The sequence below is a fragment of the Streptomyces sp. CNZ301 genome (genome assembly GCF_004217425.1).
This window is the reverse complement of record NZ_SHLG01000001.1, coordinates 4,339,855-4,366,373: the sequence shown is the minus strand read 5'-3', so window position 1 is coordinate 4,366,373 and position 26,519 is coordinate 4,339,855. Positions and strand designations below refer to the sequence as shown.

The window sequence follows — 26,519 nt, the reverse complement described above, 5'->3', positions numbered from 1 at the left end:
TTCATCGGTCCTCCTCGGCATCCGGTCGCTCCCCCTGGGCCTCGCGGTCCGGGCGGTGCCCCGTCGGGTAGCGGGAGAGCAGGGAAGATTCGCGCAGCACCAGCCCGATGCCGCCGAGGGCGCCGCCGACCTCGCCGAGCGCCGCCCTGCGTACCTCGAGCCGGTGCCGCGAGAGCGGCAGGACGTGCGCGCTCAGCGCCTCCTCGACCGGCTCGGTCAACGCGTCCCCGGCCGCGGCCAGTTCACCGCCGATCACGATCACGCCGGGCCCGACCGCGTTGCACACCGCCGCGAGCACGGTGCCGACCTGGGAACCCGCCGCGCGCAGCACGTCCCGCGCCGCCTCGTCGCCCGAGTCGAGCGCCGCCACCAACGCGGAGACGTTCTCGGCGCATCCGCCGGCGGCGCGATAAGAGTCGAGCACGCCCCCCACCGAGGCCACGGTCTCCAGGCAGCCGACCCCGCCGCATTCACAGCGCATCCCGGCCCCCTCGACCGTGATGTGCCCGAACTCGCCCGAAAGCCCGTACGCACCGCGGTGAAGTGAACCACCCACCACGAGGCCACCGCCGACACCGTGCGACAGCCGGAGATAGAGCACGTCCTCATCGCCTGCCGCGGCACCCCATACCGATTCGGCCAGCGCCGCGAGCCTCGTGTTGTTGTCCACCAGTACCGGCGCCCCGAAGCGCTTATGGAGCAGCTCCGGCAGGCCATCGACACCGCGGGCATGCGCGCTCTCGCCGCCCGGTTCGGCGACCGGCCCGACGACGCCCACGCCGACGGCGCTGAGGGCACCGAACTCCAGCGTCCCTCCGGTCAGCGAGCGGACCAGACGCTGCGCGAGATCGGTCCGCTCCACCCAGGACAGATCCCCCGCATGCGACTCGCTCGCGGATCCGACGATCTCGTGCGCGACATTGGCGGCGGCCACGTGCACCGCACGTCGAGCGAAGTCGATCCCGATCGCCTGCCCCGCCTCGGGGTTGAGGGTCAGCGTCTCCACCGGCCGGCCCCGCTTGCGCGGCCCGGCGCCGGGAGCGGAGGCGACCACAGCACCACTGGCCAGCAGTCCGCCGACGATGTCGTAGAGCGTCGTGCGGGACAGCCCGCTGAGCTTGCCCAGCTCGCCCCGGCTCAGCCGGCCGTGCTTGCGCAAGAGGTCCAGCACCAATTCCTCGTGGCCCCGCCGCAGCCGGGTCAGGGGACCGTCGTGGGACTCCATGGCGCACAGCATGCTGACCCGGGGCATTTTCGTCAATGACTCGGAAAAATAGTTCAGGGCCCACCCCGCAGAAAGATCAAGAACTGGGTGGACACCATTGCCCTGGCCGGGCAACGCCCGCGCCGTAGAACTCACATCGGCGACGCACCAAGCCGCTGGGCAGCTGGACTCCCACCGGCTGTCTGGCCGCCCACGGGCCATCTGGCACTGACCACCGCTTGATCAACTCTGGTCACCGCAACTGAAGATCACCAACTAGGGCCCGCAATCGGGAAGATCGTCCTGGTGTGGGCCTTTGCACGTAGAAACAGTGCTCATATCCGTGGATCAAGCGCCTCAAGAGGGCGCTTGAAGTCGGGCCAACGAGAAAGGGCCCCCGCCGCGACTTTCGTCACCTGCGGAGACCCGTTTCGTCGGTGTCTCTGTGTGCGCGAGGGGGGAGTTGAACCCCCACGTCCTTTCGGACACTGGAACCTGAATCCAGCGCGTCTGCCTATTCCGCCACCCGCGCATCGGGTGTCCCTCGCTCTGAGCGAGGAGACGGCCGGAGGGCTTCCTTCAGGGGCCTTCCGACGTCCAAAAGATTAGCACGCTGGCAGCGGTGGCTTCACATCCCGGTCCGCCCCGGCCGGTGCCCGTACGACTACGGGACACTGGCTTCGAGGACGGCGCGATCCATGCGAGGGTGTGACGGCGAGGGTCAGGGAGCGCGAGGGTGTGAGGTGTGAGAGGTGACACTCCTCCGTCGGGCGCCCCAGGGGAACCACCCGTTCCCCTCGCGCGTGGATACGATCAGTAAGCAGTACCGGGCCTGAGCAGTACCGGACCGACGTACGAACACAGCTTGCGCGCCCCCGGGTGAGACCGGAGGACGCACTAAGGCCGAGGGCATCTGGGAAGGAGGTGCAACGTGGGAGTTCTGAAGCGCTTCGAGCAGCGACTTGAGGGCCTGGTCAACGGCACCTTCGCGAAGGTGTTCAAGTCCGAGGTACAGCCTGTGGAGATCGCGGGCGCCCTCCAGCGTGAATGCGACAACAACGCGACGATCTGGAACCGGGACCGGACGGTCGTGCCCAACGACTTCATCGTCGAGCTGAGCGCACCCGACTACGAGCGCCTCAGCCCGTACTCGGGTCAGCTGGGTGACGAACTGGGCGGAATGGTACGAGACTACGCAAAACAGCAGCGGTACACCTTCATGGGATCGGTCAAGGTCCATCTCGAGAAGGCCGACGAACTCGACACCGGTCTCTACCGCGTACGCAGCCGTACCCTCGCCTCCAGCGCCTCGCAGCAGCCGCAGCGCGCTTCAGGCGCACCGAACAACGCCTATGGCGGTCAAGGCGGTTACCCGCCCGGCGCCGGCCCGGCCGGTGCACCGCCCATGCCGGCGGGCCCGCCGCCCGGCTACGCGCCCGGCGGCGGCGGAGGTTCCATGCCGCGCGCCGAGACGAGGCGCTGGATCGAGATCAACGGCAACCGCCACCAGATCTCCCGCCCCACCCTCGTTCTGGGCCGCAGCACAGAGGCCGACGTGCGCATCGACGACCCCGGGGTCTCGCGGCGGCACTGCGAGATCCGCGCGGGAGACCCGGCTTCGATCCAGGATCTCGGATCGACTAACGGCATCGTGGTGGACGGACAGCACACCACTCGCGCTACGCTCCGCGACGGTTCACGCATCGTCGTGGGCAGCACCACGATCATTTACCGGCAAGCCGAAGGGTGAAGCGGGGGCATGTCAGAGCTGACCCTCACGGTCATGCGGCTGGGTTTTCTCGCCGTACTGTGGCTGTTCGTCATCGTGGCCGTGCAGGTCATCCGCAGCGATCTGTTCGGCACGCGCGTGACGCAGCGCGCCGCTCGCCGTGCCGAAGGGCAACGGCCGCAGCAGCGCCAGCAGCCCCCGCGCCAGCAGAGCGGCCGCCGCGGCGGCGGTGGCCGGCGGAGCGCACCGAGCAAACTGGTGGTGACCGAAGGGTCGCTGACCGGTACGACGGTGGCACTGCAGGGTCAGACGATCACGCTCGGCCGCGCGCACGATTCCACGATTGTGCTGGATGACGACTACGCCTCCAGCAGGCATGCCAGGATCTACCCGGACCGTGACGGCCAGTGGATCGTCGAGGATCTCGGGTCCACCAACGGCACCTATCTCGACCGGACCCGACTCACCACTCCGACGCCGATCCAGCCCGGAGCGCCGATCCGCATCGGCAAGACGGTCATCGAGCTGCGGAAGTAGTACAGATCATGACGACCGGAGGGTGGGCACCGTGCGGATGTATCCGGAGCCGACGGGCGAGGTGCGCATGAGTCTGTCACTGCGCTTCGCCGCCGGATCTCACGACGGCATGATCCGGGACCACAACGAGGACTCCGGATACGCCGGCCCGCGCCTGCTCGCGGTCGCCGACGGCATGGGCGGCCAGGCCGCGGGCGAGGTCGCCAGTTCCGAGGTGATCTCCACGATCGTCCAGCTCGACGAGGACATCCCGGGTTCCGACCTCCTCACCTCCCTCGGCGTCGCCGTGCAGCGCGCCAACGACCAGTTGCGCGGCATGGTCGAGGAGGACCCGCAGCTGGAAGGCATGGGCACGACGCTCACCGCCCTGCTGTGGACGGGCCGTCGGCTCGGCCTCGTACACGTCGGCGACTCCCGTGCGTACCTGCTGCGTGACGGACAGCTCACGCAGATCACCCAGGACCACACCTGGGTGCAGAAGCTGGTCGACGAGGGGCGCATCACCGAGGAGGAAGCCACCACCCACCCGCAGCGCTCCCTGCTGATGCGCGCGCTGGGCAGCGGCGACCACGTCGAACCCGACCTGTCCATCAGGGAAGTACGCGCCGGCGACCGCTACCTCATCTGCTCCGACGGCCTTCCGACCGTCGTCAGCCCGCAGACCATCGAGGAAGCCCTCGCCAGCTACCAGGGCCCGCAGGAGACGGTGCAGGAGCTGATCCAGCTCGCGCTGCGCGGCGGCGGGCCCGACAACATCACGTGCATCGTCGCCGACGTCGTCGACGTCGACGAGAACGACGCCCTCGGGCAGCAGTTGAACGACACCCCCGTCGTCGTCGGCGCCGTCGCGGAGTCGCAGACGCCGCTCGGCGGCGACCTCGGCGCCGCGCGGACTCCGGCGGCCCGCGCAGCCGAACTCGGGCGCAGCGCGGGCCAGTCCGTGCCTTCGCAGAACCCGGGCGAGGGCTTCGGTCCCCCCGGGAGCGGCAACATGGGCGACGGTCCGGACGGCGGCTTCGGCAGATACACCGAGGACGACTTCGTCAAGCGCCGGGGCGGCAGAAGGTGGCTGCGCCGGTCCCTGTGGCTCACGATGATCCTCATCATCGTCGGCGGCGGACTGTACGGCGGCTACCGCTGGACCCAGACCCAGTACTACGTCGGCGCCAACGACGACCACATCGCGCTCTACCGCGGCATCAGCCAGGAGCTTGCGGGCCTCAGCCTCAACGAGGTCTACCAGGACCGCCCCGGCGTCGAACTCAAGTACCTGCCCGGCTACCAGCGCAACCAGGTCCGCGAGACCATCGCATCCAGCAGCATCGGCGAAGCACGCGACAAGGCCGACGAGTTGGAGGAGCAGGCCAAGGTCTGCCGGATCATCGCCGAGCAGCCCGCCGAGCCCCCGGCCGACAAGAACGAGAAGAAGGACGAGCAGAGCAAGCAGGGGGACGCGGAGAAGAACTCCGCGGACGCGGACAAGAACTCCGCCGAGAACAAGGACCCCAGCGATTCTCCGTCGCCCTCGCAGAGCCCGAAGCTGTCGGAGAAGCAGCAGCAGCTCGCCAGGCAGTGCACCGCACCGTAAGGGGGCTCCGGCAGTGATGAGCAGCAACGTCATGACCAACACCGGCAGCAACACGACGGTCTCCCCGGGAGGCCTGCCGAGCCGCCGCAACACAGAGCTGTCGATGCTCGTGTTCGCCGTGCTCATCCCGGTCTTCGCCTACGCCAACGTCGGCCTGGCGAAGGACGGCGCGCTCCCCGCGGGCATGCTCGGCTACGGCCTCGGCCTGTGCCTGCTCGCCGGAGTCGCGCACATGGTCGTGCGGCGCTGGGCCCCGTACGCGGACCCGCTGATGCTGCCCATCGCCACGCTCCTCAACGGCATGGGCCTCGTGCTCATCTACAGGCTCGACCTCGAACCGCTGCCCGGGGGCGCCGCCGCCCCCACGCAGCTGATGTGGTCCACGCTCGGCGTCGGCCTCTTCGTCGCCGTCCTGGTCTTCCTCAAGGACCACCGGGTGCTCCAGCGCTACACCTACATCTCGATGGTGACGGCGCTGATCCTGCTGATCCTCCCGGTGTTCTTCCCGCCTCGCTTCGGTGCCCGTATCTGGATCACGATCCCCGGCGTCGGCTCGCTCCAGCCCGGAGAGTTCGCGAAGATCATCATCGCGGTGTTCTTCGCCGGCTACCTGATGGTCAAGCGTGACGCGCTCGCCCTCGCCAGCCGCCGCTTCATGGGCCTCTACCTGCCCCGCGGCCGCGACCTGGGCCCCATTCTCGTCATCTGGGGGCTCTCGGTCCTCATCCTCGTCTTCGAGACGGACCTGGGCACCTCGCTGCTCTTCTTCGGGCTCTTCGTGGTCATGCTGTACGTCGCCACGGAGCGCACCAGCTGGATCGTCTTCGGGCTCGCGCTGACCGTCGTCGGCGCCGTGGCAGTCGCAAGCTTCGAGCCGCACGTGCAGGGCCGCGTCGACGACTGGCTCGACCCGATGCAGGCCTTCAAGGACGGCTCCGAGCAGCCCGCGCAGGCGCTGTGGGCCTTCGGCTCCGGCGGGGTCCTCGGCTCCGGGCTCGGGCAGGGTTTCTCGCGGCTCATCGGCTTCGCCGCCAAGAGCGACTACATCTTCGCCACCGTCGGCGAGGAGCTGGGCCTCACCGGTGTCATGGCGATGCTGCTCCTGTACGGGCTGCTCGTGGAGCGCGGTATCCGCACCTCTCTCGCGGCCCGCGACCCCTTCGGCAAGCTGCTCGCCGTCGGCCTCTCCGCCGCGTTCGGCATCCAGGTCTTCGTCGTCGCCGGCGGCGTGATGGGGCTCATCCCCCTCACCGGTATGACGATGCCCTTCCTCGCACAGGGCGGTTCGTCCGTGATCGCCAACTGGGCGCTGGTGGCGATCCTCCTCAAGATCAGCGATACGGCGCGCAGGCCCGCCCCTGCCCCGGCGCCGTCACCGGACGCCGAGATGACGCAGGTGGTCCGCCCATGACGACGAACGCACACGTGACCCGGCTACTCGTGAGAGGTGATGCACAGTGAACAAGCCACTGCGCCGGATCGCGATCTTCATCGGCCTGCTTGTGCTCGCCCTGCTGGCACGCGACAACTGGATCCAGCTCGTACAGGCCGACGAGCTCAAGACCGATCCGAAGAACCGGCGGGTCGCCATCGCGCGCTACTCGCAGCCGCGCGGCAACATCATCGTCGACGGCAAGGCGATCACCGGCTCCACGGACACCAAGAGCGGCGACTTCCGCTACAAGCGCACGTACAAGAACGGCCCGATGTGGTCGCCCGTGACGGGCTACGCCTCGCAGGCCTTCGGCGCGAACCAGCTGGAGGCCCTCAACGACGGCATCCTCACCGGCAACGACGACCGGCTCTTCTTCAACCGCACGATCGACATGCTCACGGGCAAGCCGCAGAAGGGCGGGAACGTCGTCACGACGCTCAACGCCAAGGCGCAGAAGGCGGCCTTCGACGGGCTGGGCGACAAGAAGGGCGCGGTCGCGGCGATAAACCCGAAGACCGGCGCCATCCTCGCCCTGGCGAGCACCCCCTCGTACGACCCGTCCAGCTTCGCCGGGAACGGCAAGTCCGACACCGCCGAGTGGTCGAAGCTGCAGAAGGAGCAGAACGACGAGGAGCCCATGCTCAACAGGGCGCTGCGGCAGACCTACCCGCCCGGTTCGACGTTCAAGGTCGTCACGGCGGCGGCGGGCCTGGAGAGCGGCGAGTACGACCTGGACAAGGCGACCGACAGCCCGGACCCGTACAAGCTGCCCGATTCGCAGACCAAGCTCGGCAACGACGGCAACATCCCCTGCGAGAACGCCACGGTGCGCAACGCGCTGCGCTACTCCTGCAACACCGTCTTCGCGCAGATGAGCAACCGCGTCGGCAACGAGAAGATGATGGAGACGGCGGAGAAGTTCGGCTTCAACGACAAGGAGCTGGACACCCCGGTCCGCGCCGCCGAGAGCGTCTACCCGAAGGACAACAGGCCGCAGAACGCCATGGCCGGCATCGGGCAGGCGAGCAACCGCGCGACGCCGCTGCAGATGGCGATGGTCGCCTCCTCGGTGGCCAACAACGGCGCCCTGATGAAGCCCTACATGGTGGACCAGCTGGTCGCGCCGAACCTGAACGTCGTCGAGCAGCACAAGCCGACGGAGATGAGCCGGCCGCTGTCGTCCGAGAACGCGCAGAAGCTTCAGCAGGGCATGGAGACCGTGGTCCAGAAGGGCACGGGAACCAGTGCGCAGCTCCCGGGCGTCACAGTCGGAGGCAAGACCGGCACCGCCCAGCGCGGTGAGAACAACAGCGAGAACCCCTATGCGTGGTTCATCTCATACGCGAAGGATCAGGACGGTTCCGTACCCGTCGCGGTGGCCGTCGTCATCGAGGGTTCGGACACACTCCGCAGCGACATCGCGGGCGGTAAGCTCGCCGCTCCGGTCGCCAAGGGCGTGATGAAGGCAGTGCTCGAGGGCAAGCAATGACGTGCTCGGGCCGCGCCGCCAAGATCCACCGGGATACGGCAGTTCGCCCGGCGGGTTCGGGGAACGTGACCGAAACCACCCCGGCGGCACCGCAAGAGGTGACGCCAGTCACCACAGTCACGACCGACCCGCGCGAGTGGGCGGGTACCGTATCCCGAGCAGCACACCGCCGTGCCGTATATCAGATACGGGCCCGGACGAACGGAGAGGGCTGGAGACTATGGAAGAGCCGCGTCGCCTCGGCGGCCGGTACGAGCTGGGCTCAGTGCTCGGCCGCGGCGGCATGGCCGAGGTGTACCTCGCCCATGACACGCGCCTGGGCAGGACCGTCGCGGTCAAGACGCTCCGCGTAGACCTGGCTCGTGACCCGTCGTTCCAGGCCCGGTTCCGCCGCGAGGCCCAGTCGGCCGCTTCGCTGAACCACCCCGCGATCGTCGCTGTCTACGACACCGGCGAGGACTATGTGGACGGCGTCTCCATCCCGTACATCGTGATGGAGTACGTGGACGGATCCACCCTCCGCGAGCTCCTGCACTCCGGACGCAAGCTGCTGCCGGAGCGCGCGATGGAGATGTGCGTCGGGATTCTCCAGGCGCTGGAGTACTCGCACCGCAGCGGCATCGTCCACCGCGACATCAAGCCGGCGAACGTCATGCTCACCCGCAACGGCCAGGTCAAGGTCATGGACTTCGGCATCGCCCGGGCCATGGGCGACTCCGGCATGACCATGACGCAGACCGCCGCCGTCATCGGCACCGCCCAGTACCTCTCCCCGGAGCAGGCCAAGGGCGAGCAGGTCGACTCCCGCTCGGACCTGTACTCCACGGGCTGCCTGGTCTACGAACTGCTCACCAACCGCCCGCCGTTCGTCGGCGACTCTCCAGTCGCGGTCGCCTATCAGCACGTACGGGAAGATCCGCAGCCACCGACGGTCTTCGACCCCGAGATCTCTCCCGACATGGAAGCGATCGTCCTGAAGGCGCTGGTCAAGGACCCGGACTACCGATACCAGAGCGCCGATGAGATGCGCGCCGACATAGAAGCGTGCCTCGACGGTCAGCCGGTCGCGGCCACCGCGGCCATGGGTGCGGTCGGCTACGGCGGCTACCCCGACGACCAGCCCACCACGGCGCTCCGGGCGCAGGACGCCCAGACCTCGATGATGCCGCCGGTCGGCGACGACAACGGGGGCTACTACGACGACGGACGCGGCAGGCGCCGCGGTCCGAGCCGGAGCAGGGCCTCGACCGTCCTGCTCGTCCTCGCGGCGGTCTTCATCCTCGTCGGCGCGATCTTCATCGGTAAGACGCTCTTCGGCGGCGGGCCGGGGGACACCGTCGAAGTGCCCGCGCTCACCGGCCAGAGCTACAGCCAGGCCAAGGAGCTCGCCAGCAACGGCGGCTTCGAAGTCACCAAGGGCGAGAGCAAGTTCTGCGACCAGAAGAAGAACACGGTCTGCTCGTCGGACCCGGCAAAGGGCACGGAGATCAAGCGGGGCGACACGGTCACCCTGGCGATGTCCAAGGGTCCGGCACCGGTGGAGATCCCCGACGTCGAGGGCAAGTCCTACGCCAACGCCAAGCAGGAGCTGCGCAGCGCGGGATTCCAGGTCAAGCGGAAGTTCCAGCAGTCCGACGAGACGCCGGGCACCGTGCTGACGCAGGACCCGAACGGCGGCGGCAAGGCGCCGAAGAACTCGACCATAGTTCTGACCGTCGCGCAGGAGCAGACCCGGCAGGTGCCCAACGTCGTCGGCCAGCAGTTCGACGCGGCGAAGACGCAGCTGGAGGCCGCCGGCTTCGAGGTGGCCAGCAAGGAGCAGGACGCCCCCGACAAGGCCGCGGGCGAGGTTCTCGCGCAGGACCCGGCGGCCAACCAGGAGGCCAAGGCCGGCTCCCAGGTGACCCTGACCATCGCCAAGGCGCCCGACGACCAGCCCGCCACCGTCCCCGACGTCACGGACCAGTTGGTCAAGGACGCCCGGAAGACGCTGGAGCAGGCGGGCTTCCAGGTCCAGGTGCAGGGGGCGCCCGACGAGAACAACGCCACCGTGATCACCACCAACCCGCCGGCCAACACCCAGGGCAAGAAGGGCGACACGGTCACCATCCTCGCCCGCCAGGGAAAGCCGGGTGAGGACGGTGGAGGCGGCGACGACGGCGGCTTCTTCGGAGGCCCCGCCGGACTGCCGGACAGGAAGGGCCAGTCCTGACGCAGGGCGCCGGTTCCTCGGCGCACACGTGAACGCGTCCCCGCGGCATCGCCGCGGGGACGCGTTCGTGTCGGGGCGGCCGCCACCGCGGCGGAGCGAGAAGGGAACGGGCCTCGTGCGGGACGGCCTTTCTGGTTCTGCCAACAGGCCGCAGCGTCAGCGGAGTTCCTTCGGCGGAGTCCGCTTCGCGTCGACGTCCTCCGTGCGCTCCAGCTCGCCCCACACCACGTAGCGGTACTTGGAGGTGAAGACCGGGGTGCAGGTGGTGAGCGTGATGTACCGCCCCTCGGTCTTCTTGCCCGACTCCTTCGGCACCGCGTCCAGCACGTCGACGTTGTACTTGCTGGTGCGCGGCAGGATCGAGTAGACCTTGTAGACGAACCAGGTGTTCTTCGTCTCGAAGACGACCGCGTCGCCCTTCTCGATTTTGTCGATCTTGTGGAACTTCGCGCCGTGCCCGTCACGGTGGGCCGCCAGCGAGAAGTTGCCCGACTGGTCCTGCGGCATCCCCGACTTGACGGGTTTTGTGTAGTAGCCCGCCGCTCCCTTGTTGAGCTCCTTCGCGTCGGTGCCCTTCATCACGAGCACCTCCTCGCGCGACATGGCGGGCACGTGCAGGAAGCCGATGCCGTCCTTGGTGTCGAGGGCGCCGGGGGTGCGGTCGTGGAGCCAGCTCTGACGGACCTTGTTGCCGGCGCTCTTGGAGTCGCGCTCGGCCAGCACATTCGTCCACCACAGCGAGTACGCGACGAACAGCGCGAGCACGACGCCGGCCGTGATCAGAAGTTCGCCAACGCACCCGACCGTCGCCGACAGGCGACGACGGCGCGTGGCCCGGCGTCCACGCTCGGACGCGGGATGGGGCGGCGGGGAGGACGACGACGAGCCGGGCCCCCGGCCCCTGACGTGTTTGGTCTGTGACACCGCTACCGCCCGTTTCTGCTGTCCCCTACCCGACCAGGGCGTCCGGTTTGCCCTTGCTCCGCGGACGCTCCTCGACCATTTTGCCCCAGACAATGAGCCTGTATTTCGAAGTGAATTCGGGCGTGCACGTGGTCAACGTGACGTACCGGCCCGGTCGTTCGAAACCCGACCCCTGCGGAACAGGCTCGATCACCCGGGTGTTCGAAGGCGAAGTGGAAGGCAGCCGGCTGGCCATCTTGTACGTGTAGAACTTGGTGGCTGTCTCCACCACGATGTCGTCCCCCGCGACGAGGCGGTTGATGTAACGGAACGGCTCGCCATGGGTGTTGCGGTGGCCCGCCAGAGCGAAGTTGCCCTTCTTGTCCCAGGGCATCGCTGTGCTGAACGGCTGCTTGTCGTAGTGCCCGACGAGACCCTTGTCGAGCACCGCCGGTTTCGAGATCCCCTGTGCGATGGGGACCCTGACGTCCAGCTTGGGCAGGTAGAGGATCGCGAAGCCCTCGCCCGGCGCGAAACTGCCGGTCCTGCGCTCGGGGTCGAGCCCCTTCTTGCCGCCCTTCCACTGGTCCTGGAGGCTCTGCGCGGCGCCGCCGGCCTCCTGGCCGGCCAGTACGTTCGTCCACCACAGCTGGTACGCGACGAACAACAGCATCAGGACACCGGCCGATATGAACACCTCGCCCAGGAACCGGCTGGCGATGATCGCGGGGCCCTCACGGCGTGCACGCTCCGCGCGCCTGGCCTCCAGCCGGGTGCCGGCCGTCCGCGGCAGCGGCGGTGGCGCGCTGCCGCCCCGGCCGCGGTGCTGGGCCGCACGGCGGCGGGCCGCACGTCCCGCCAGCTCCTCCGACCCGGGCCGGACAAGGCCGACGGTGCGCGTGTTCGTCAGCTCGTCATCGTCGCCGTCGCTGCGCGCCGAACGCTCCGCCGAGAGCCCGGTCGAGGATCCCCGGGCCGAGCGGTGCGCACTGCCGGGCTCGTCGACGACGGGCAGCGGCGAGGTCTCGGACAGCCGCGCGTCGCGACGGCGCGGAGGCACGGGAGCGGACGCGTCCGCCCCCTGCTCCGGGCGCCCGGCACCCGGCGGCGACTGAGGACCGGGAGCGGGCGCCGGCCCGGGGTGGTTCCCGACGTCCGGGCGGCCAAGCCGCCTTGTGACGGGCGGCCCGGCGGGCGTTCCCGCCCCGGCCTGCCAGCCGTGTGTCCCGTCCTGGCCCCGCCCCTGTCCCTGTTGTGCCTGCCGGCCCTGCTGTCCTTGCTGTCCTTGCTGTCCTTGCTGTTGCTGGTTCTGTCCTTGTCCCCGGCTCTGGTCCTGCCACTGCCCCGGCGTCGCCGACTGCCCACCGCCGTACGGCACTTGGCGCCCGCCGCCGTAGTCCTGCCGCGGGGAGGAGACGGGGGCGCCGGGCTGCTGCCCCTGCGTCAGGTGTACGGGCTCGCCCGTCCCCGCTGCCGGCTCCGGTTCGCGATGAGGACGGAACCAGGCCGAGACACCCTCCGGCTCCTGCTCCGCCTGCCCGGACTGCTGCCCCTGCTGCCCCTGCTGCCCTTGGTGGCGCCCCTGGTCTTCGTACGCCCCCGGTACATGGCCCTGTGCGCCGTAGCCCTGGGAGCCGTACCCCTGTGCGCCGTACCCCTGGGATGCGTACCCCTGCGAGGTGTGGTCCTGGGACGCGTAGCCCTGCGAGCCGTAGCCCTGCGCCTGGTACCCCTGCCCCGGCTGGTCCTGCGCCTGGTACCCCTGCCCCGGCTGGTCCTGCGCCTGGTACCCCTGCACGGACTGGCTCTGCCCGGTATACCCCTGGCCCGGCCGGCTCCCGCCCTGTGCGTGGTCCCCGCCCACACGCCGGGGGCTCTGCCCCGGAAGCGGGTCGCTCAGCGGGTCGTCGAGCGCGTCCACGGCGCGCTGGAAGTCCTCACCCTGCCCGTGGGCCCACTCGCCCGAGGGCACATGGGAAGCCCGGGTACCCGGTGAAGTCCGCGAACTGTACGGGTCGTCGTCGTCCCGCTCACCGTAGGGATCGCCGTACGCGTCTCCGTAAGGACTGCCGTACGGCCGCCCGTAGGCGTTCTCCCCCTCGGGGGGCATCCCCCTCACCTGCCCCCCGCGACCGCGCTCCCGGCGGCGGCGGGCCGCACCCCGGACAACCCGCCGGCACGCTCAACGGCACCCGCGTCGCCGCACTCGGCAAGCCAGTTGGCGAGCATCAGGTGGCCCCACTCGGTCAGGACCGACTCGGGGTGGAACTGCACTCCCTCGACCGGCAGTTCACGATGGCGCAGCCCCATCACGAGGCCACCCGCCGTACGCGCCGTCACCTCCAGCCCTTCCGGGACACCATCGCCGTCGACGCCCAGCGAGTGGTAGCGCGTGGCGGTGAAGGGGGAGGGCAGACCGGCGAAGACGCCGGCACCCTCGTGCAGCACCTGCGACGTCTTGCCGTGCAGCAGCTCGGGGGCACGCCCCACGGTCCCGCCGTACGCGACGGCCATCGACTGCATCCCCAGGCAGACACCGAAGACCGGCACACCGTTCGCAGCGCAGTGCCGCACCATCTCCACGCACACACCGGCCTCTTCGGGTGTGCCGGGCCCCGGCGAGAGCAGCACGCCGTCGAACCCGTCGTCCGCGTGGCGCAGTTCGGTCTCGTCGTTCCGTACGACCTCGCACTCGGCGCCCAACTGGTACAGGTACTGGACGAGGTTGAAGACGAAGCTGTCGTAGTTGTCGACGACGAGGATGCGGGTGGCGCCCATCAGCTCCCACCGCCGTCGACGGTCACGTCGTTGAACGGCAGCAGCGGCTCCGCCCACGGGAAGATGTACTGGAAGAGCAGAAAAACGACCCCGAGGGCCAGCACGAGCGAGCAGAGCGCCCGCACCCATGTGTTGCCAGGCAGATGCCGCCAGATCCAGCCGTACATCCCTGCGTGCCGTCCTTCCTCACAGTCGGTCGTCGCCTTCCGGACGCGCACACCAGAGTACGGGGCCGCCATGGCCGAGTGGGCCAGTCGGTCAAGAGCGTCCCGGGCGTGCGGCCGCTTCACCCGCTCGGCTTCGCGTAGCGGAGGTCGACGGTGCCGGAATAGCCGGGGAGCGTCACGGACTTGCGCTCGTCGACCTTCCAGCCCAGGTCGTACGCGTCGACGTACTGAAGGTAGTTCTGGATCGCGGGCGAGCCGTCCAGGGCCTTCTGCAGCCGCGCCCGGTCGCCGACGGCGGTCACCTTGTACGGCGGTGAGTAGACGCGGCCCTGAAGGATCAGGGTGTTGCCGACACAGCGAACGGCGCTCGTCGAGATCAGCCGCTGGTCCATGATCTTGATGCCCTCGGCGCCGCCCTTCCAGAGCGCGTTGACGACCGCCTGGAGGTCCTGCTGGTGGATGACGAGGTCGTTGGACTGCGGCTCGGGCACTCCGGGAATCTGCGCGGTGGCGTTCGGAGGGGCGTCGTCGAGGGTGACGGTCAGCCCCGCCCCGGAGACCTTCTTGGTTCCGGCGTCCTCCTCCAGGCCGGACAGCTTCCGGTTCTCCTCGCCGCTGCTTCGGCTGTCGCGCTGTGCGAGGCGGTCGACCTGGCTGCGCACGGCGGCGGAGGAGGCGTCGAGTTCGGCGTTCTTGCGGCTCCGCTCCTGGATCAGGTCGGACAGACGCAGCATGGAGGAGTCCGAACGCAGATCGGTACCATGTGCTGTGTTGAAACTGATCCAGAAGATGAGACCGGCGAGGGCGAAGACCCCCAGGGTGGCCAGCCGTGCAGGACGGATTCGGAATCTGGTCACTACCCTCGTCTCCCTCCACCGCGGGGAAGCACTACGCTAACGGACCACCACAGCGTCACATCCCCCTCGGGCCCGTTCCGAAGGGCCCATCGCGGTAAGGGAAGCCGTCGACAGGAGAGACTCTCGTGCCGAAGTCACGGATCCGCAAGAAGGAAGAGTTCACACCTCCCCCGGAGAAGAAGGCGACCGAGATCAGCCTCGGCACCTCCGGTGGCAGGTGGGTGGCACCGCTGATGCTGGCGATGTTCCTCATCGGCCTCGCGTGGATCGTGGTGTTCTACGTGACGCAGAGCAAGCTGCCCGTCGAGTCGCTCGGCAGCTGGAACATCGTGGTCGGCTTCGGCTTCATCGCTGCGGGGTTCGTCGTCTCCACGCAGTGGAAGTAGCGGTCCGCTCCTGGGACTTGCCCTGAGTGCCGGGCCCCTCGGCGGTCGACGAGCCGCGGGTCGCACGGCACGAAGGGCGTGCCCACGTGGGGCGCTGCCGCTCACACGACGAGTTATCCACAGGCTGATCCACAGGGCTGGATAACTTTCACAAGATCTGTGGATAACTCTGAGTGAGTTGACGCCCGTAGTATCGGTACTTTCGGCAGCTCAACTGCCTGCGACCCTTCTGTGCAGGGAAAACGTACCTGTGAGCGAGTCTGGACAGCCGTTCCGTACGCCATGCACAAGATCCGGAACTCGCTGTGGACAACGAGTCGAAACGCCCGGTCAGAGCGGGTGCGCCGGAGGCGGAAACACTCAGGGCAGCAGCTGGAGCGTCCGTACGACGCAGGCCGCCACGATCAGCGCCGCCATCACGGCACACGAGCCGAACTGCACCAGCCGCCGGTTCTTCCGGGGCGCGTGCACCATGGCGTACGCGATCAGCGCACCGACCACCAGCCCGCCGATGTGCGCCTGCCAGGAGATGCCCTGCCAGGTGAAGGTGAAGACCAGGTTGATGCCGAGCAGGATCAGGATCGGCCGCATGTCGTGATTCATGCGGCGCATGAGCACTGCCGTGGCGCCGAAGAGCCCGAAGATCGCGCCGGAGGCGCCGAGCGACGCCTGCCCCGGAGCGGAGACGAGGAAGGTCAGGGCGCTGCCCCCGAGCCCGGCGAGCAGATAGAGGGCGCTGAAACGCAGGCGTCCGAGGGCCGCTTCGAGGGGCGGGCCCAGGAACCAGAGGCCCAGCATGTTCATCGCGATGTGCCAGATCTCCTGGTGCAGGAACATCGAGGTGAGCAGGCGGTACCACTGCCCCTGCGCGACGCCCTCGACCGGCCCGTACGGCTCGGTGACCGCCTGGCCGAACAGCAGAAGACCATTCACCAGCCGGTCGCCGGCGACGAGCACCGCGACGAAGACGGCCACGTTGACGCCGAGGAGGACCTTGGTGATCAGGCGGCGGTCGGCGGCGATCACACCGCCCGCTATCGTGCGCGGCGTGCTCGCGGACGGCGCGTGGCCCGTGCCGGAGCCCGACTTCACGCACTCGGGGCACTGGAATCCCACGGAGGCCGGGACCATGCAATCTGGACATATCGGGCGCTCACAGCGGACGCAGCTGATGCCGGTCTCCCGGTCGGGGTGCCGGTAGCAGTACGTCACCCGCGGTTCCGCCCGGTGCTGCTCCTCCATGGCCCTCTCTCCCCCTCGTCCCGGTCTCACGTCGTACGGAACTGTTCCGCCTCGTCTTCTCCTACGGTCAGGCGGGGCGGAACAGTTCCCGGCTCCCGGCGGGGCCGCGCCCCCAGGGCCCGAACGACAGACCCTCGCCGGCGAAGCGCGCGACTCAGCGGCGCTCGATGGTGACCGACTCCAGGACGACGTCCTGCACGGGCCGGTCGGTGCGCGGGTTGGTCTGGGTGCCCGCGATGCCGTCCACGACCTTCTGGGAGGCGGCGTCCGTGACCTCGCCGAAGATGGTGTGCTTGCCGGTGAGCCAGGCGGTGGCGCCGACGGTGACGAAGAACTGCGAACCGTTCGTGCCCGGGCCGGCGTTCGCCATGGCGAGCAGGTAGGGCTTGTTGAACGCGAGGTCGGGGTGGATCTCGTCCCCGAACTCGTACCCGGGGCCGCCGGTGCCGTTGCCCAGCGGGTCACCGCCCTGGATCATGAATCCGCTGATCACGCGGTGGAAGACGGTGCCGTCGTAGAGCCTGTCGGTCGTCTTCTGGCCGGTCTCCGGATGGGTCCATTCACGCGAGCCCTCTGCGAGCTCGACGAAGTTCTTGACCGTCTTCGGCGCGTGGTTCGGGAAGAGCTGTACCTCGATGTCGCCGTGATTGGTCTTCAGGGTGGCGTAGAGCTGCTCGGCCACGATCTACCTTCCATCTGTCTGCGTTGACCCGTCCGATCCTGCCACGTACCCGGTCGGCCGTGAGCACGTGCGGGTGACCCGGATGCCCGCATGCAACGCGCTTGAGTGGACGCAGCCAGGCATGATCTTCGAAACGGGTGGAAAACGACACTGTGTCCCGGGGGAGGACCCACCAGCCCGTGACACGCCACCGAGGAGGAGGTACCTGTGACCCGCATGGACACCGTGCGCGCCGCGACCGAGAACACCAAGGACAGCGTGCGGCACGCCGCGGAGGTCATGGCACCCTACGCAGAGAGTGCCAGGGACGCCGCAGTGCAGTACGCGCACGAGGCGGGTGAGCGGCTGGGACCGAAGGTCTCGTACGCCGCGCGGCAGGCCCGGACCTCGGCTCGCGACGGCTACGACCAACTCGTCGTGCCCCGTGTCGCCAAGGCCCGTAAGAACCTGCCGCCCGAACTCGACAAGGCCGCGACCAAGGCCGCCAAGCGCACCCGCCGGGCCGCCCGCAAGGCCACCGGCTACGCCGCACCGCGCATCGAGAGCGCCGTCGCGGACGCCCGCAGCGCCTCGGGGCCGGTGCGGGAAGAGGCCGCGTCCCGCAGCGCCGCCGCCTTCGCCGCCCTGAGAGGGCAGGTGTCGGCCAAGGAGATCGAGAAGCTCGTGCGCAGGCGTGAGAAGCGTGCGCGCCGAGGACGCCTGGCCAGGCGGCTCGGGCTGCTGGGCCTGATCGCGGGGGGCGCCTACGCCGCGTGGCGCTGGTGGGACAAGCAGGCCAACCCCGACTGGCTCGTCGAGCCGCCGGAGGCCACGGAGGTCGGCGACCGGGCTCCGCTGTCGTCGGTGGGCGGGGCGGCCGAGCGCCGCGCCGGTGACGGGCAGCTCGACCCCGAGGTCGAGGCGAAGGCCAAGGAGGCCAAGGAGGCCAAGGACGCGGAGGCGAACGCCAGGAAGCGCGGCCGCTAGACGGCGGCTGCTAGGCGAACGAAGGGCCGAGGAGACGGCCGGTCGCGACACGCGCGCGGGCCGGCGGGCAGAACGGATGCCCGCCGGCCCGCGTGCGTCCGGTCGGGACGCTTCCGGGTTACCGGTACGAGTGATGTGTACGGGGCACGGCGAGGGGCACACAGCAACAGCCAATGGTGCGGCAGCACTTGACCCGGACGGGCAGGCAGGGGCGGCCGGGAGCGGTTCGGGCGGCGGTGCGTAAGCTCGCAGAACGTCGGCGGCTTCCCCGTTCACCGATGGACCGTCACCGCTCGGCGCCCCCCACCACCGTCCAGGCCCGGCCAGCGAGGAACGACAGATGCCGTCAGCACAGCGCGCCACACGCTGGATCACTCCGGTTCTCATGCTCGTCGTCTGGCTCGTGCTCGGCGGCCTGCTCGGCCCGTACGCCGGCAAGCTCGGTGAAGTGGCCGACAACGACCAGGCCTCGTTCCTGCCGCAGAGCGCCGAGTCCACCCGTGTCATCGACGCGCAGAAGAGCTTCGATCAGGACAAGACGGTGCCGGCGGTCGTCGTCTGGACGGCGCAGGAAGGCAAGATCGAGCCGCAGCAGCGCGAGGCCGCGACCCGCTCCCTCGCCGCCCTCAAGGGCAGCCACGGAATCGTCGGCACGCCCTCGCCCGCCGTCCCCAGCAAGGACGGACAAGCGCTGCAGGGCGCCGTGCAGATCCGGTCCGACCTCGACAAGGCCCTGCCCGGGGTGCTCGACGACGTACGCGACGAGGCGAAGCGCGTCCAGGGGACGAAGGCGCAGATCACGGGACCGGCGGCGACCCAGGCCGACCTTTCCGACGCGTTCGCCGGGATCGACGGCATCCTGCTCGTCGTCGCGCTCGTCGTCGTGCTGCTGATCCTGCTACTGGTCTACCGGAGCGTCCTGCTGCCGCTCATCATCATCCTCGGGGCCGTCTTCGCGCTCTCCCTCGCGTCCGCCGTGGTGTACGAGCTGGCCCGGGAGGGCGTCGTCAGCGTCGACGGGCAGGTGCAGGGCATCCTGTCCATCCTCGTCATCGGCGCGGCCACCGACTACGCGCTGCTGCTCTCCGCACGCTTCCGCGAGGAACTCGCCGAACGCGACGACCGCATCGCCGCCATGCGCTCCGCGCTGCGCCGCTCCTTCGGGGCGATCACGGCCAGCGCCGCCACCGTCGCACTCGGGCTGCTCGCCCTGCTCCTGAGCGACCTGACGAACAACCAGGCGCTCGGCCCGGTCGGCGCCATCGGCATCGTCTGCGCCGTCGTCAGCGCACTCACGTTCCTCCCTGCGACGCTCGTGCTCGTGGGCCGTGCCGCCTACTGGCCCGCGAAGCCCCGGCACGCCACCGGGCCCGCCACCGGGCCCGCCACCGGCGAGGACGGCGGCGCCACCGGCCGGGACGGTGCGAACGCCGGAGCCGACGGTGACGCCGACGTGGCCGCCGGGCACAGCGTGTGGGCCCGTATCGCCGCCCGTGTCGACCGCATGCCGCGCCGCATCTGGGCGAGCACGCTGGTGGCGCTCATCGCCTGCGCCGCGTTCTCCCCGCAGTTGAACGCGCACGGCGTCCCCGTCGACGAGACCTTTGTGAAGGACGTTCCCTCCGTCGTGGGGCAGCGCACGCTCAGCGAGCACTTCCCCGGCGGTTCGGGCAACCCGGCCGTCGTCGTCGCCGACGCCGGCAAGGCACGCGAAGTGACCCGCGCCGCGGCCGGCACGGACGGTGTCGCGACAGCCGCGCCGCTCACGGAGTCGGGCCGCCCGGGGCAGGGCAGGCCGCTCGTGGCAGACGGCCGGGTGCTCATCAACGCCACGCTCGAGGCGGGCGCCTCCAGCGACGAGGCCAAGCAGACGGTGGAAAGGCTGCGTACGTCCGTGCACGCCGTGCCGGGAGCGGACGCCCTGGTCGGCGGCTACACGGCGCAGCAGCAGGACATCCAGACGACCGCCGAAGAAGACCGCGCGATCATCGTCCCCGTCGTGCTGCTGATCATCTTCGCGATCCTCATCGTGCTGCTGCGGGCGCTGGTCATCCCGGTGGTGCTCGTGGCCACCGTCGCGCTCAACTTCCTCGCCACACTGGGAGTCGCGGCGCTGGTCTTCGAGCATCTCCTCGACTTCACCGGCACCGACGCCTCCGTGCCGCTCTACGGCTTCGTCTTCCTCGTCGCCCTGGGCGTGGACTACAACATCTTCCTTCTCACCCGCGTACGGGAGGAGGCCCAGCTGCACGGCACACGGGCCGGCATCCGCCGGGGCCTGACCGCCACCGGAGGCGTCATCACCTCGGCCGGCGTGGTGCTCGCCGCGACGTTCGCGGCACTGGTGGTCATCCCGCTCTCCTTCCTGGTCCAGATCGCCTTCATCGTCGCGTTCGGGGTGCTGCTGGACACGCTGGTCGTCCGCTCACTGCTGGTGCCCGCCCTCGCTCGCGACATCGGCCCGGCGGTGTGGTGGCCGGGGGCGCTGCGCCGTCGCGGCTGAGCGGGCCGCGGGCGCGCATGGTGGGCTGAGCCGGTGCGGGACACATCAGGTCGTCCCGGGATGTTCGGGGCACCCGGACCCCGCACCGGACCGCACCGGCCGCACCGCCACGCGCCGCAGGAAGGACCACCGAGCATGAGCGCTTCCGTAGCCTTGTTCACCGCTGATCTGCGGGTCCACGACAACCCGGTGCTGCGCGCCGCGCTCGACGGCGCGGACGAAGTCGTGCCGCTGTTCGTCCTCGACGACGGCGTACGGGCAGCCGGCTTCGACGTACCCAACCGGCACGCGTTCCTCGCGGACAGCCTCGCCGACCTCGACGCCGCCCTGCGGGAACGCGGGGGCCGGCTGGTGCTGCGGTCCGGCGACGTCGCCGAGGAGACCTGCGCGGCCGCGTCGGAGTGCGGGGCACGGCAGGTCCATATGGCGGGCGACGTCAGCGCCTACGCACAGCGCCGCGAGGAGCGGCTCCGGCGCCTTCTGGCGTCGGACGGCCGTGAGTTGCGCGTTCACGACGCCGTCGTCACCGCCCTTCCGCCCGGCGAGGTGACGCCCCAGGGCCGGGACCACTTCGCGGTCTTCACGCCCTACTTCCGGCAGTGGGCGGCGGACAGGCTGCGGCCGGTGCTGCGCGCGCCCCGGACGGTGCGAGTTCCGGAAGGACCCGGGTCCGCCGCCCTGCCCTCACGTTCGAAGGTGAAGGGGGTGTCGCCGGGCCTGGCCGCCGGCGGTGAGCGCGAGGGCCGCGCACGTTTCGAGTCATGGCGGAAGTCGGGGATGAAGGCGTACGCCGAGAACCACGACGACCTGGCCGGGGACGCCACCTCGCGGCTGTCGCCGCATCTGCACTTCGGGACGCTCTCGGCGGTGGAGGTCGTCCACAGGGCCGGGGAGCAGAGCGGCGCGGGCCCTGACGCCTTCGTACGTCAGCTGGCCTGGCGGGACTTCCACCATCAGGTCCTCGCGGCCCGTCCCCACGCCTCCCGGGAGGACTACCGGCCCCGCGGCGACAGGTGGCGGCACGACGAGGAGGAGATCGCGGCCTGGCGGGAGGGACGCACCGGCTACCCGCTCGTGGACGCGGCGATGCGGCAGCTCCTCCACGAGGGGTGGATGCACAACAGGGCGCGGATGCTGACGGCGAGCTTCCTCACCAAGACGCTCTACACGGACTGGCGGATCGGCGCGCGCCACTTCCTCGACCTGCTCGTGGACGGCGACGTGGCGAACAACCAGCTCAACTGGCAGTGGGTGGCCGGCACGGGCAACGACACCCGGCCGAACCGCGTGCTGAACCCGCTCACACAGGCCAAGCGCTTCGACCCGCGCGGGGACTACGTGCGCCGCTGGGTTCCCGAACTCGCCGGTGTCGAAGGGCCCGCCGTGCACCGGCCGTGGAAACTGCCCGCACGGGCGCGGGCGGATCTGGACTATCCCGAGCCGCTGGTGGACCTGTCGGACGGTGCGGAACGCTTCCTGCGGGCACGGAATCGGTGACCGTGCTCACACGTACGGGGCGATGCTCGCGGCGGCGCAGCGGAAGGCGGGGGCCGAGGCCGGGGGCCGGGTCTCGCGGGGGCGGCTTCGCGGTGACTTCGCGGGGCCCGGGTTTCGCGCCGGTGACTTCGCGCGGGTGACTTCGCGCGGGTGAAGAGGAGGGCTCGTCACCGGTCGTGGCGTGTGATGTACCGCACGGCGGGCCGCGCCCGTACGTTCGTCCCTCCGGCCGGGCAACGCACGGGTGGCACACGCCCGGTGAACGCCGCCGGCGTCCCGGCACAGTTCGCGCTTGCGGCAGTCCGTGCAGCCACGAGGCGGGGCAGGGCCGGGAGGGGTTCTCCGTGAACAGCCCCACTGCGGGGGTGTGCCTCGTGCCTCCACGGCGGGGGTGCGGGCGGGGGTGCGGGTGGCGAAGCCCCCGCCCCGCGAGGCGAAGCCGAGCACAAACGACGAGGGCGAACCGGGCCGCGCATTCCGCGGACACAGCCCCCACGCCGGGGGTGCGGGTGGCGAAGCCCCCGCCCCGCGAGGCGAAGCCGAGCACAAACAACGAGGGCGAACCGGGCCGCACATTCCGCGGACACAGTTCGCCCTCGCACTCGTGGAGCCTAGGGGAGTCGAACCCCTGACATCTGCCATGCAAAGACAGCGCTCTACCAACTGAGCTAAGGCCCCGCGCGCACAAGAATACCGGCTCCCCGGAGCGAATTCCGACCGGGTATCGCCGGGCGTCCTCCCCCCTCCGTAGGATGCTCCGCAAGTTCGCGTCAGCGAAGCGCCAGGGGAGTCCAGGGGAGACGTGATGGACGCAGCACAGCAGGAATCCACTGCCAGAGCGCGTGAGCTGCAAAGTCAGTGGTATGGCGAGCCGCTGGGTACTCTCTTCCGCCGGCTCATCGACGATCTCGGCCTCAACCAGGCCCGGCTGGCCACCGTGCTGGGCCTGTCGGCGCCCATGCTGTCGCAGCTGATGAGCGGCCAGCGCGCGAAGATCGGCAATCCTGCCGTCGTGCAGCGCGTGCAGGCCCTTCAGGAGCTCGCCGCCGAGGTCGCCCGGGGGGACGTGAGCGCGGCCGACGCGACTCAGCGGATGGAGGAGATCCGGCGCAGCGCGGGCGGCAGCGTCCTCAACAGCCAGTCGCAGGCGGGCTCTTCGGGCACGGCGTCGCAGACTCCCGTGAAGCGGGTGGTGCGTGAGATTCAGGCTCTGCTGCGTTCCGTCTCCGACGCGGCGGACATCCTGGACGCCTCCTCCGCCCTCGCCCCCACGCATCCGGAGCTGGCAGAGTTCCTCAGGGTGTACGGGGCGGGGCGCACCTCGGACGCCGTCAAGCACTACGAGTCGCATCAGAGCTGATCCGCGCGGCGCAGGGAAGCGGCGCGGGGTGGGGCACGGGCAGAGGCACAGGGGGACACGGCGTCATGGGTGAGGTCTTCGCCGGACGGTACGAGCTGGCCGACCCGATCGGGCGCGGCGGGGCAGGCGCGGTGTGGCGCGCCTGGGACCGGCGCCGCAGGCGCTACGTCGCCGCGAAGGTGCTCCAGCAGAGCGACGCCCATTCCCTGCTTCGGTTCGTGCGCGAACAGGCCCTGCGCATCGACCATCCGCACGTGCTGGCACCGGCCAGCTGGGCTGCCGACGACGACAAGGTCCTGTTCACGATGGATCTCGTCGCGGGAGGGTCGCTGTCCCATCTCATCGGCGACTACGGCCCGTTGCCGCCGAGTTTCGTGTGCACTCTGCTGGACCAGCTGCTCGCGGGGCTGACGGCGGTGCACGCCGAGGACGTGGTGCACCGCGACATCAAGCCCGCCAACATCCTGCTGGAGCCCACTGGCAGGGGACGCCCCCATCTGCGCCTGTCGGACTTCGGCATCTCCATGCGCAAGGGTGAGCCGAGGCTCACGGAGACCAATTTCGTGGTGGGCACGCCGGGTTACTTCGCGCCGGAGCAACTGATGGGCGCGGAGCCGGACTTCACGGCCGACCTGTATGCGGTGGGGCTCGTCGGGCTGTTCCTGCTGACCGGGCGGAAGCCCGACTCGATGGAGATGGTGGCGCGTTACGAGCAGGGCGTGCCGCACGCACCGGAGCGGGTCCCGGAGCCGCTGTGGCAGGTGCTGGGCCAGCTCCTCCAGCCTGACCCGCGGCATCGTTTCCGTACGGCGACGGGCGTACGCAAGGCCCTCGCGGGCGCGGCGGAGTTGCTCGCTCCCGACGCGACGGCCGAGCAGGAGGTCGTCGAGGTCTTCGACCAACTCGGGCCGCTGCCGGAGGGCTTCGGGCCGGACGGACCGGCGCCGGGCGGCGGTGCGGCGCGTGCCGTCGGCGGCGCCGCGGGCAACCGGGCGAGCCCCGGCGGCGCTTCGGACTCTCCCGGTGCTGCGGCGCAGGCGGCGGCCGCGGTTTCTCCGTCGGCCACCGGCAGCTTCCATCTCGCGCCGCCGCAGGGCGCGTTCGGAATTCCTGACCAGGCCGTCACGCCGTCGGCTCCGGTCCATGCGCCCACGCAGCCGCCCTCACCGGCGGCGTCCGCACACCCCCTCGCCGCTCCTTACGGCAACGCTCCCGTGTCTTACGGTGCCGTGCCGCAGCAGGCGGCGAGTGCGGCCCCGCTCGGGCCGGCCGCGGTGCCGGTCGGTGCGGCCGCGCGCAGGCCGGGACCGCCGCCGAAAGTGGCGATCCCGGTCCTTGCCGTCGCGCTGATCTGTCTGGCGATCGGCGTCTGGGCGCTGCTGGCCGCCTGACCCTGGCGCGGGACCGGACCCTGGCCCCTGTCGGAGCGCGTACCTGTCCAGGACCCTCGCCCTATCCAGGACCCTGGCCGTGACCCTGGCCCTGGCCGTGACCCTGGCCCTGGCCGAGTCCCTGGCCCTGGCCGGGAGCGCGTCCCTGGTCCTGCTGCCGCGGCCGGAGAGGCACCGTCCCCGAGTGCCCTCCCTGACCGGGGGTTCCGCCGGGCGCCCCGGGTGCCGGCGGAGCAGCGCCGGCACCCGGGGCCGGGCGCCGTCGTGCCGCCAGGGTCCACACCACCAGCACGAGGATCAGCACGGCACCGGTGCCGATGCCCGCGTACGCCACGAGCCGGAGAGTGCCGCTGCGCTCGGCGTCCGGCGCGCTCTGGCCCTTCTCCGCCTGTTCCTTGTCGTCCTCGCTCACGCCGAACCCGGCGGCATGGGCGTCCCCTGCGTAACGGGGGCCGTCCTCGGCCTTGCCGGTGACGTCGACGCGCAAGGTCAGCGGCGCGGTCGACTTGAAGTACCGGGACAGCTTCGGGGAGACCGTCACCGCCAGATAGTGCCAACCGGCCACGCACGGCGTGTTCCCGGAGTACGCGAAGCGGCGCCCGTAGTCCACAGGCTGTGTGTAGACCGCGGCCTGCGCCGGCTTGTCCGGGGTGTACGGGACGAATCGGTCCTCGTCGAACTGCCCTCGCGCCGGGTTGTAGGCCGTGACCCCCAGCCCGTCGTAGATCGTCGGCGGGTACTCCCCGGGCGAACCCGAACTGCCCAGCTCCACGGCCGCGTTCAGGCGCTGCCCCCAGTCGACGGGCACCCGGTAGAAGCGGGTCTCACCGGGCCGTACGCGGTCCTTCCACAGCCCCTTCGTGAGGGCACCGGCGTCGTTGAAGCCGCTGCCGCCGTGGGCGCGCTTCTTCTCGTCGCCGGTGACGGGCTGCGGCGTCTCCTCCGACCGCCCCGTGCCGGTGTCCGGGGCGCTCGGCAGGGCTTCGGGGCCGCCCTTCAGGCCGGGTTCCGCCATGAAGCGGATCTCCAGCGGCCAGCGCGCCGGATCGGAGGTCGCCGGGCCCTCCCGTTCCACGGAGAAGAGATAGGGACCGGCCTTCTGGCACTGGTCGTTGGCGCCGATGATGCGCGTCGCGTAGTCCGCGATCGGGTAGGCCGCGCCCTCGGCGCTGAACTGCGGCCGGGTCGCGCCGTTGCAGGCACTTCCGTCGACGTTCTCCAGCCCGATCTTCAGTCCCTCACCGATGTCCTTCACTCGTGCGCCCGGTTCGGGCGCGGCGACCGCGGAGATGAAGGCACTGGATTTCGCGTCGAGTTCGACGCGGTAGTACCTCTTCTCGCCCCGGCCTATGGAGTCGGTGTACGTCGCCGGTTCGATCTCTGGCGCGTCGCCGCTGCCGGCCGTGCCCTTGATCTTCTTGGCGTCACCGGCGTGCCGGTACGCCGGGACGTCCCCGGTGCCGTCCGAGGGGGCGGCCGCCGCCCGGCCGGGCAGCACCGCCGGCAGGCAGAGCGCCGCGGTCAGGGCCGCCGCCAGGGCGGCCGCCCTCCGCCCCTTCGTGCCGGTACCGCTCATGCGTCCTGTACGCCGCG

Annotated in this window: 21 protein-coding genes and 2 tRNA genes; 12 read left to right on the top strand and 11 right to left on the bottom strand. The window is 70.2% G+C overall.

The window, feature by feature from the left end:
* Position 1 precedes the first annotated feature (1 nt).
* On the bottom strand, positions 2-1,237 hold the full coding sequence (locus EV375_RS18815; protein ID WP_130301953.1) for an ROK family protein: 1,236 nt from the start codon (positions 1,235-1,237) through the stop codon (positions 2-4).
* Between the two features lie 415 nt (positions 1,238-1,652).
* A tRNA-Leu gene (locus tag EV375_RS18810) sits at positions 1,653-1,736 on the bottom strand.
* 399 nt (positions 1,737-2,135) lie between these two features.
* Between EV375_RS18810 and EV375_RS18805 the strand changes: the two genes are divergently transcribed.
* The 6 genes from EV375_RS18805 (at position 2,136) to pknB (ending at position 10,194) form a co-directional block, all read left to right on the top strand.
* Positions 2,136-2,954: a DUF3662 and FHA domain-containing protein gene (locus EV375_RS18805; RefSeq protein ID WP_130300457.1), complete on the top strand. Its 819-nt coding sequence runs from the start codon at positions 2,136-2,138 to the stop codon at positions 2,952-2,954.
* 9 nt (positions 2,955-2,963) lie between these two features.
* A complete protein-coding gene (locus EV375_RS18800) occupies positions 2,964-3,470 on the top strand; it encodes an FHA domain-containing protein FhaB/FipA (protein ID WP_055484733.1) in 507 nt (168 codons plus the stop codon).
* Positions 3,471-3,492: 22 nt separating this feature from the next.
* Positions 3,493-5,058 (top strand): Stp1/IreP family PP2C-type Ser/Thr phosphatase, encoded by a 1,566-nt coding sequence (locus tag EV375_RS18795; RefSeq protein WP_130300456.1) that lies wholly within the window; start codon positions 3,493-3,495, stop codon positions 5,056-5,058.
* 16 nt (positions 5,059-5,074) lie between these two features.
* Positions 5,075-6,469 (top strand): FtsW/RodA/SpoVE family cell cycle protein, encoded by a 1,395-nt coding sequence (locus tag EV375_RS18790; protein ID WP_055484731.1) that lies wholly within the window; start codon positions 5,075-5,077, stop codon positions 6,467-6,469.
* A gap of 46 nt (positions 6,470-6,515) precedes the next feature.
* On the top strand, positions 6,516-7,982 hold the full coding sequence (locus EV375_RS18785) for a peptidoglycan D,D-transpeptidase FtsI family protein (RefSeq protein WP_130300455.1): 1,467 nt from the start codon (positions 6,516-6,518) through the stop codon (positions 7,980-7,982).
* A gap of 220 nt (positions 7,983-8,202) precedes the next feature.
* On the top strand, positions 8,203-10,194 hold the full coding sequence (gene pknB / locus EV375_RS18780; RefSeq protein ID WP_130300454.1) for a Stk1 family PASTA domain-containing Ser/Thr kinase: 1,992 nt from the start codon (positions 8,203-8,205) through the stop codon (positions 10,192-10,194).
* Positions 10,195-10,350: 156 nt separating this feature from the next.
* Here pknB and EV375_RS18775 read toward each other — a convergent pair whose 3' ends face one another.
* The 5 genes from EV375_RS18775 to EV375_RS18760 all read right to left on the bottom strand — a co-directional run bounded on the left by EV375_RS18775 (position 10,351) and on the right by EV375_RS18760 (position 14,899).
* The gene (locus EV375_RS18775; protein ID WP_130300453.1) at positions 10,351-11,118 is read right to left on the bottom strand and encodes a class E sortase; all 768 of its coding nucleotides are present in this window, start codon (positions 11,116-11,118) and stop codon (positions 10,351-10,353) included.
* A gap of 25 nt (positions 11,119-11,143) precedes the next feature.
* Entirely contained in the window at positions 11,144-12,475 is a 1,332-nt protein-coding gene (locus EV375_RS29785; RefSeq protein ID WP_130301952.1) for a class E sortase, read from the bottom strand.
* Between the two features lie 737 nt (positions 12,476-13,212).
* Positions 13,213-13,875, bottom strand: a complete 663-nt coding sequence (locus tag EV375_RS18765; RefSeq protein WP_130300452.1) for an aminodeoxychorismate/anthranilate synthase component II — start codon at positions 13,873-13,875, stop codon at positions 13,213-13,215.
* On the bottom strand, positions 13,875-14,042 hold the full coding sequence (locus tag EV375_RS29195) for a hypothetical protein (RefSeq protein WP_165434771.1): 168 nt from the start codon (positions 14,040-14,042) through the stop codon (positions 13,875-13,877). Before EV375_RS29195 ends, EV375_RS18765 begins: the two co-directional genes overlap by 1 nt.
* 119 nt (positions 14,043-14,161) lie before the next feature.
* Entirely contained in the window at positions 14,162-14,899 is a 738-nt protein-coding gene (locus EV375_RS18760) for a DUF881 domain-containing protein (RefSeq protein ID WP_130300451.1), read from the bottom strand.
* Positions 14,900-15,024: 125 nt separating this feature from the next.
* On the opposite strand from EV375_RS18760, the gene crgA reads away from it, so the two are divergent.
* On the top strand, positions 15,025-15,285 hold the full coding sequence (gene crgA / locus EV375_RS18755) for a cell division protein CrgA (protein WP_130300450.1): 261 nt from the start codon (positions 15,025-15,027) through the stop codon (positions 15,283-15,285).
* A 360-nt stretch (positions 15,286-15,645) separates the two neighbouring features.
* On the opposite strand, the gene EV375_RS18750 is transcribed toward crgA, so the two are convergent.
* Both EV375_RS18750 and EV375_RS18745 read right to left on the bottom strand, forming a co-directional pair.
* Entirely contained in the window at positions 15,646-16,527 is an 882-nt protein-coding gene (locus EV375_RS18750; RefSeq protein ID WP_130300449.1) for a rhomboid family intramembrane serine protease, read from the bottom strand.
* 154 nt (positions 16,528-16,681) lie between these two features.
* On the bottom strand, positions 16,682-17,209 hold the full coding sequence (locus EV375_RS18745) for a peptidylprolyl isomerase (protein ID WP_130300448.1): 528 nt from the start codon (positions 17,207-17,209) through the stop codon (positions 16,682-16,684).
* Between the two features lie 207 nt (positions 17,210-17,416).
* On the opposite strand from EV375_RS18745, the gene EV375_RS18740 reads away from it, so the two are divergent.
* The 3 genes from EV375_RS18740 to EV375_RS18730 all read left to right on the top strand — a co-directional run bounded on the left by EV375_RS18740 (position 17,417) and on the right by EV375_RS18730 (position 22,175).
* Positions 17,417-18,175, top strand: a complete 759-nt coding sequence (locus tag EV375_RS18740; protein ID WP_130300447.1) for a DUF5324 family protein — start codon at positions 17,417-17,419, stop codon at positions 18,173-18,175.
* A gap of 340 nt (positions 18,176-18,515) precedes the next feature.
* Positions 18,516-20,678, top strand: coding sequence for an MMPL family transporter (locus EV375_RS18735; protein WP_130300446.1), 2,163 nt, complete (start codon positions 18,516-18,518; stop codon positions 20,676-20,678).
* 135 nt (positions 20,679-20,813) lie between these two features.
* Complete coding sequence (locus EV375_RS18730; RefSeq protein WP_130300445.1) at positions 20,814-22,175, top strand: cryptochrome/photolyase family protein; 1,362 nt, start codon at positions 20,814-20,816, stop codon at positions 22,173-22,175.
* Between the two features lie 605 nt (positions 22,176-22,780).
* On the opposite strand, the gene EV375_RS18725 is transcribed toward EV375_RS18730, so the two are convergent.
* Positions 22,781-22,853: transfer RNA gene (locus EV375_RS18725), tRNA-Ala, on the bottom strand.
* A gap of 127 nt (positions 22,854-22,980) precedes the next feature.
* On the opposite strand from EV375_RS18725, the gene EV375_RS18720 reads away from it, so the two are divergent.
* Both EV375_RS18720 and EV375_RS18715 read left to right on the top strand, forming a co-directional pair.
* A complete protein-coding gene (locus tag EV375_RS18720; RefSeq protein ID WP_130300444.1) occupies positions 22,981-23,535 on the top strand; it encodes a DNA-binding protein in 555 nt (184 codons plus the stop codon).
* Between the two features lie 65 nt (positions 23,536-23,600).
* Entirely contained in the window at positions 23,601-24,926 is a 1,326-nt protein-coding gene (locus EV375_RS18715; RefSeq protein WP_130300443.1) for a serine/threonine-protein kinase, read from the top strand.
* Positions 24,927-24,987: 61 nt separating this feature from the next.
* Here the strand turns inward: EV375_RS18715 and EV375_RS18710 are convergent, their stop codons facing one another.
* Positions 24,988-26,502 carry a hypothetical protein gene (locus EV375_RS18710; protein ID WP_130300442.1) on the bottom strand — a complete coding sequence of 505 codons (1,515 nt, stop codon included), beginning with the start codon at positions 26,500-26,502 and terminating at the stop codon, positions 24,988-24,990.
* Between the last annotated feature and the right edge of the window lie 17 nt (positions 26,503-26,519).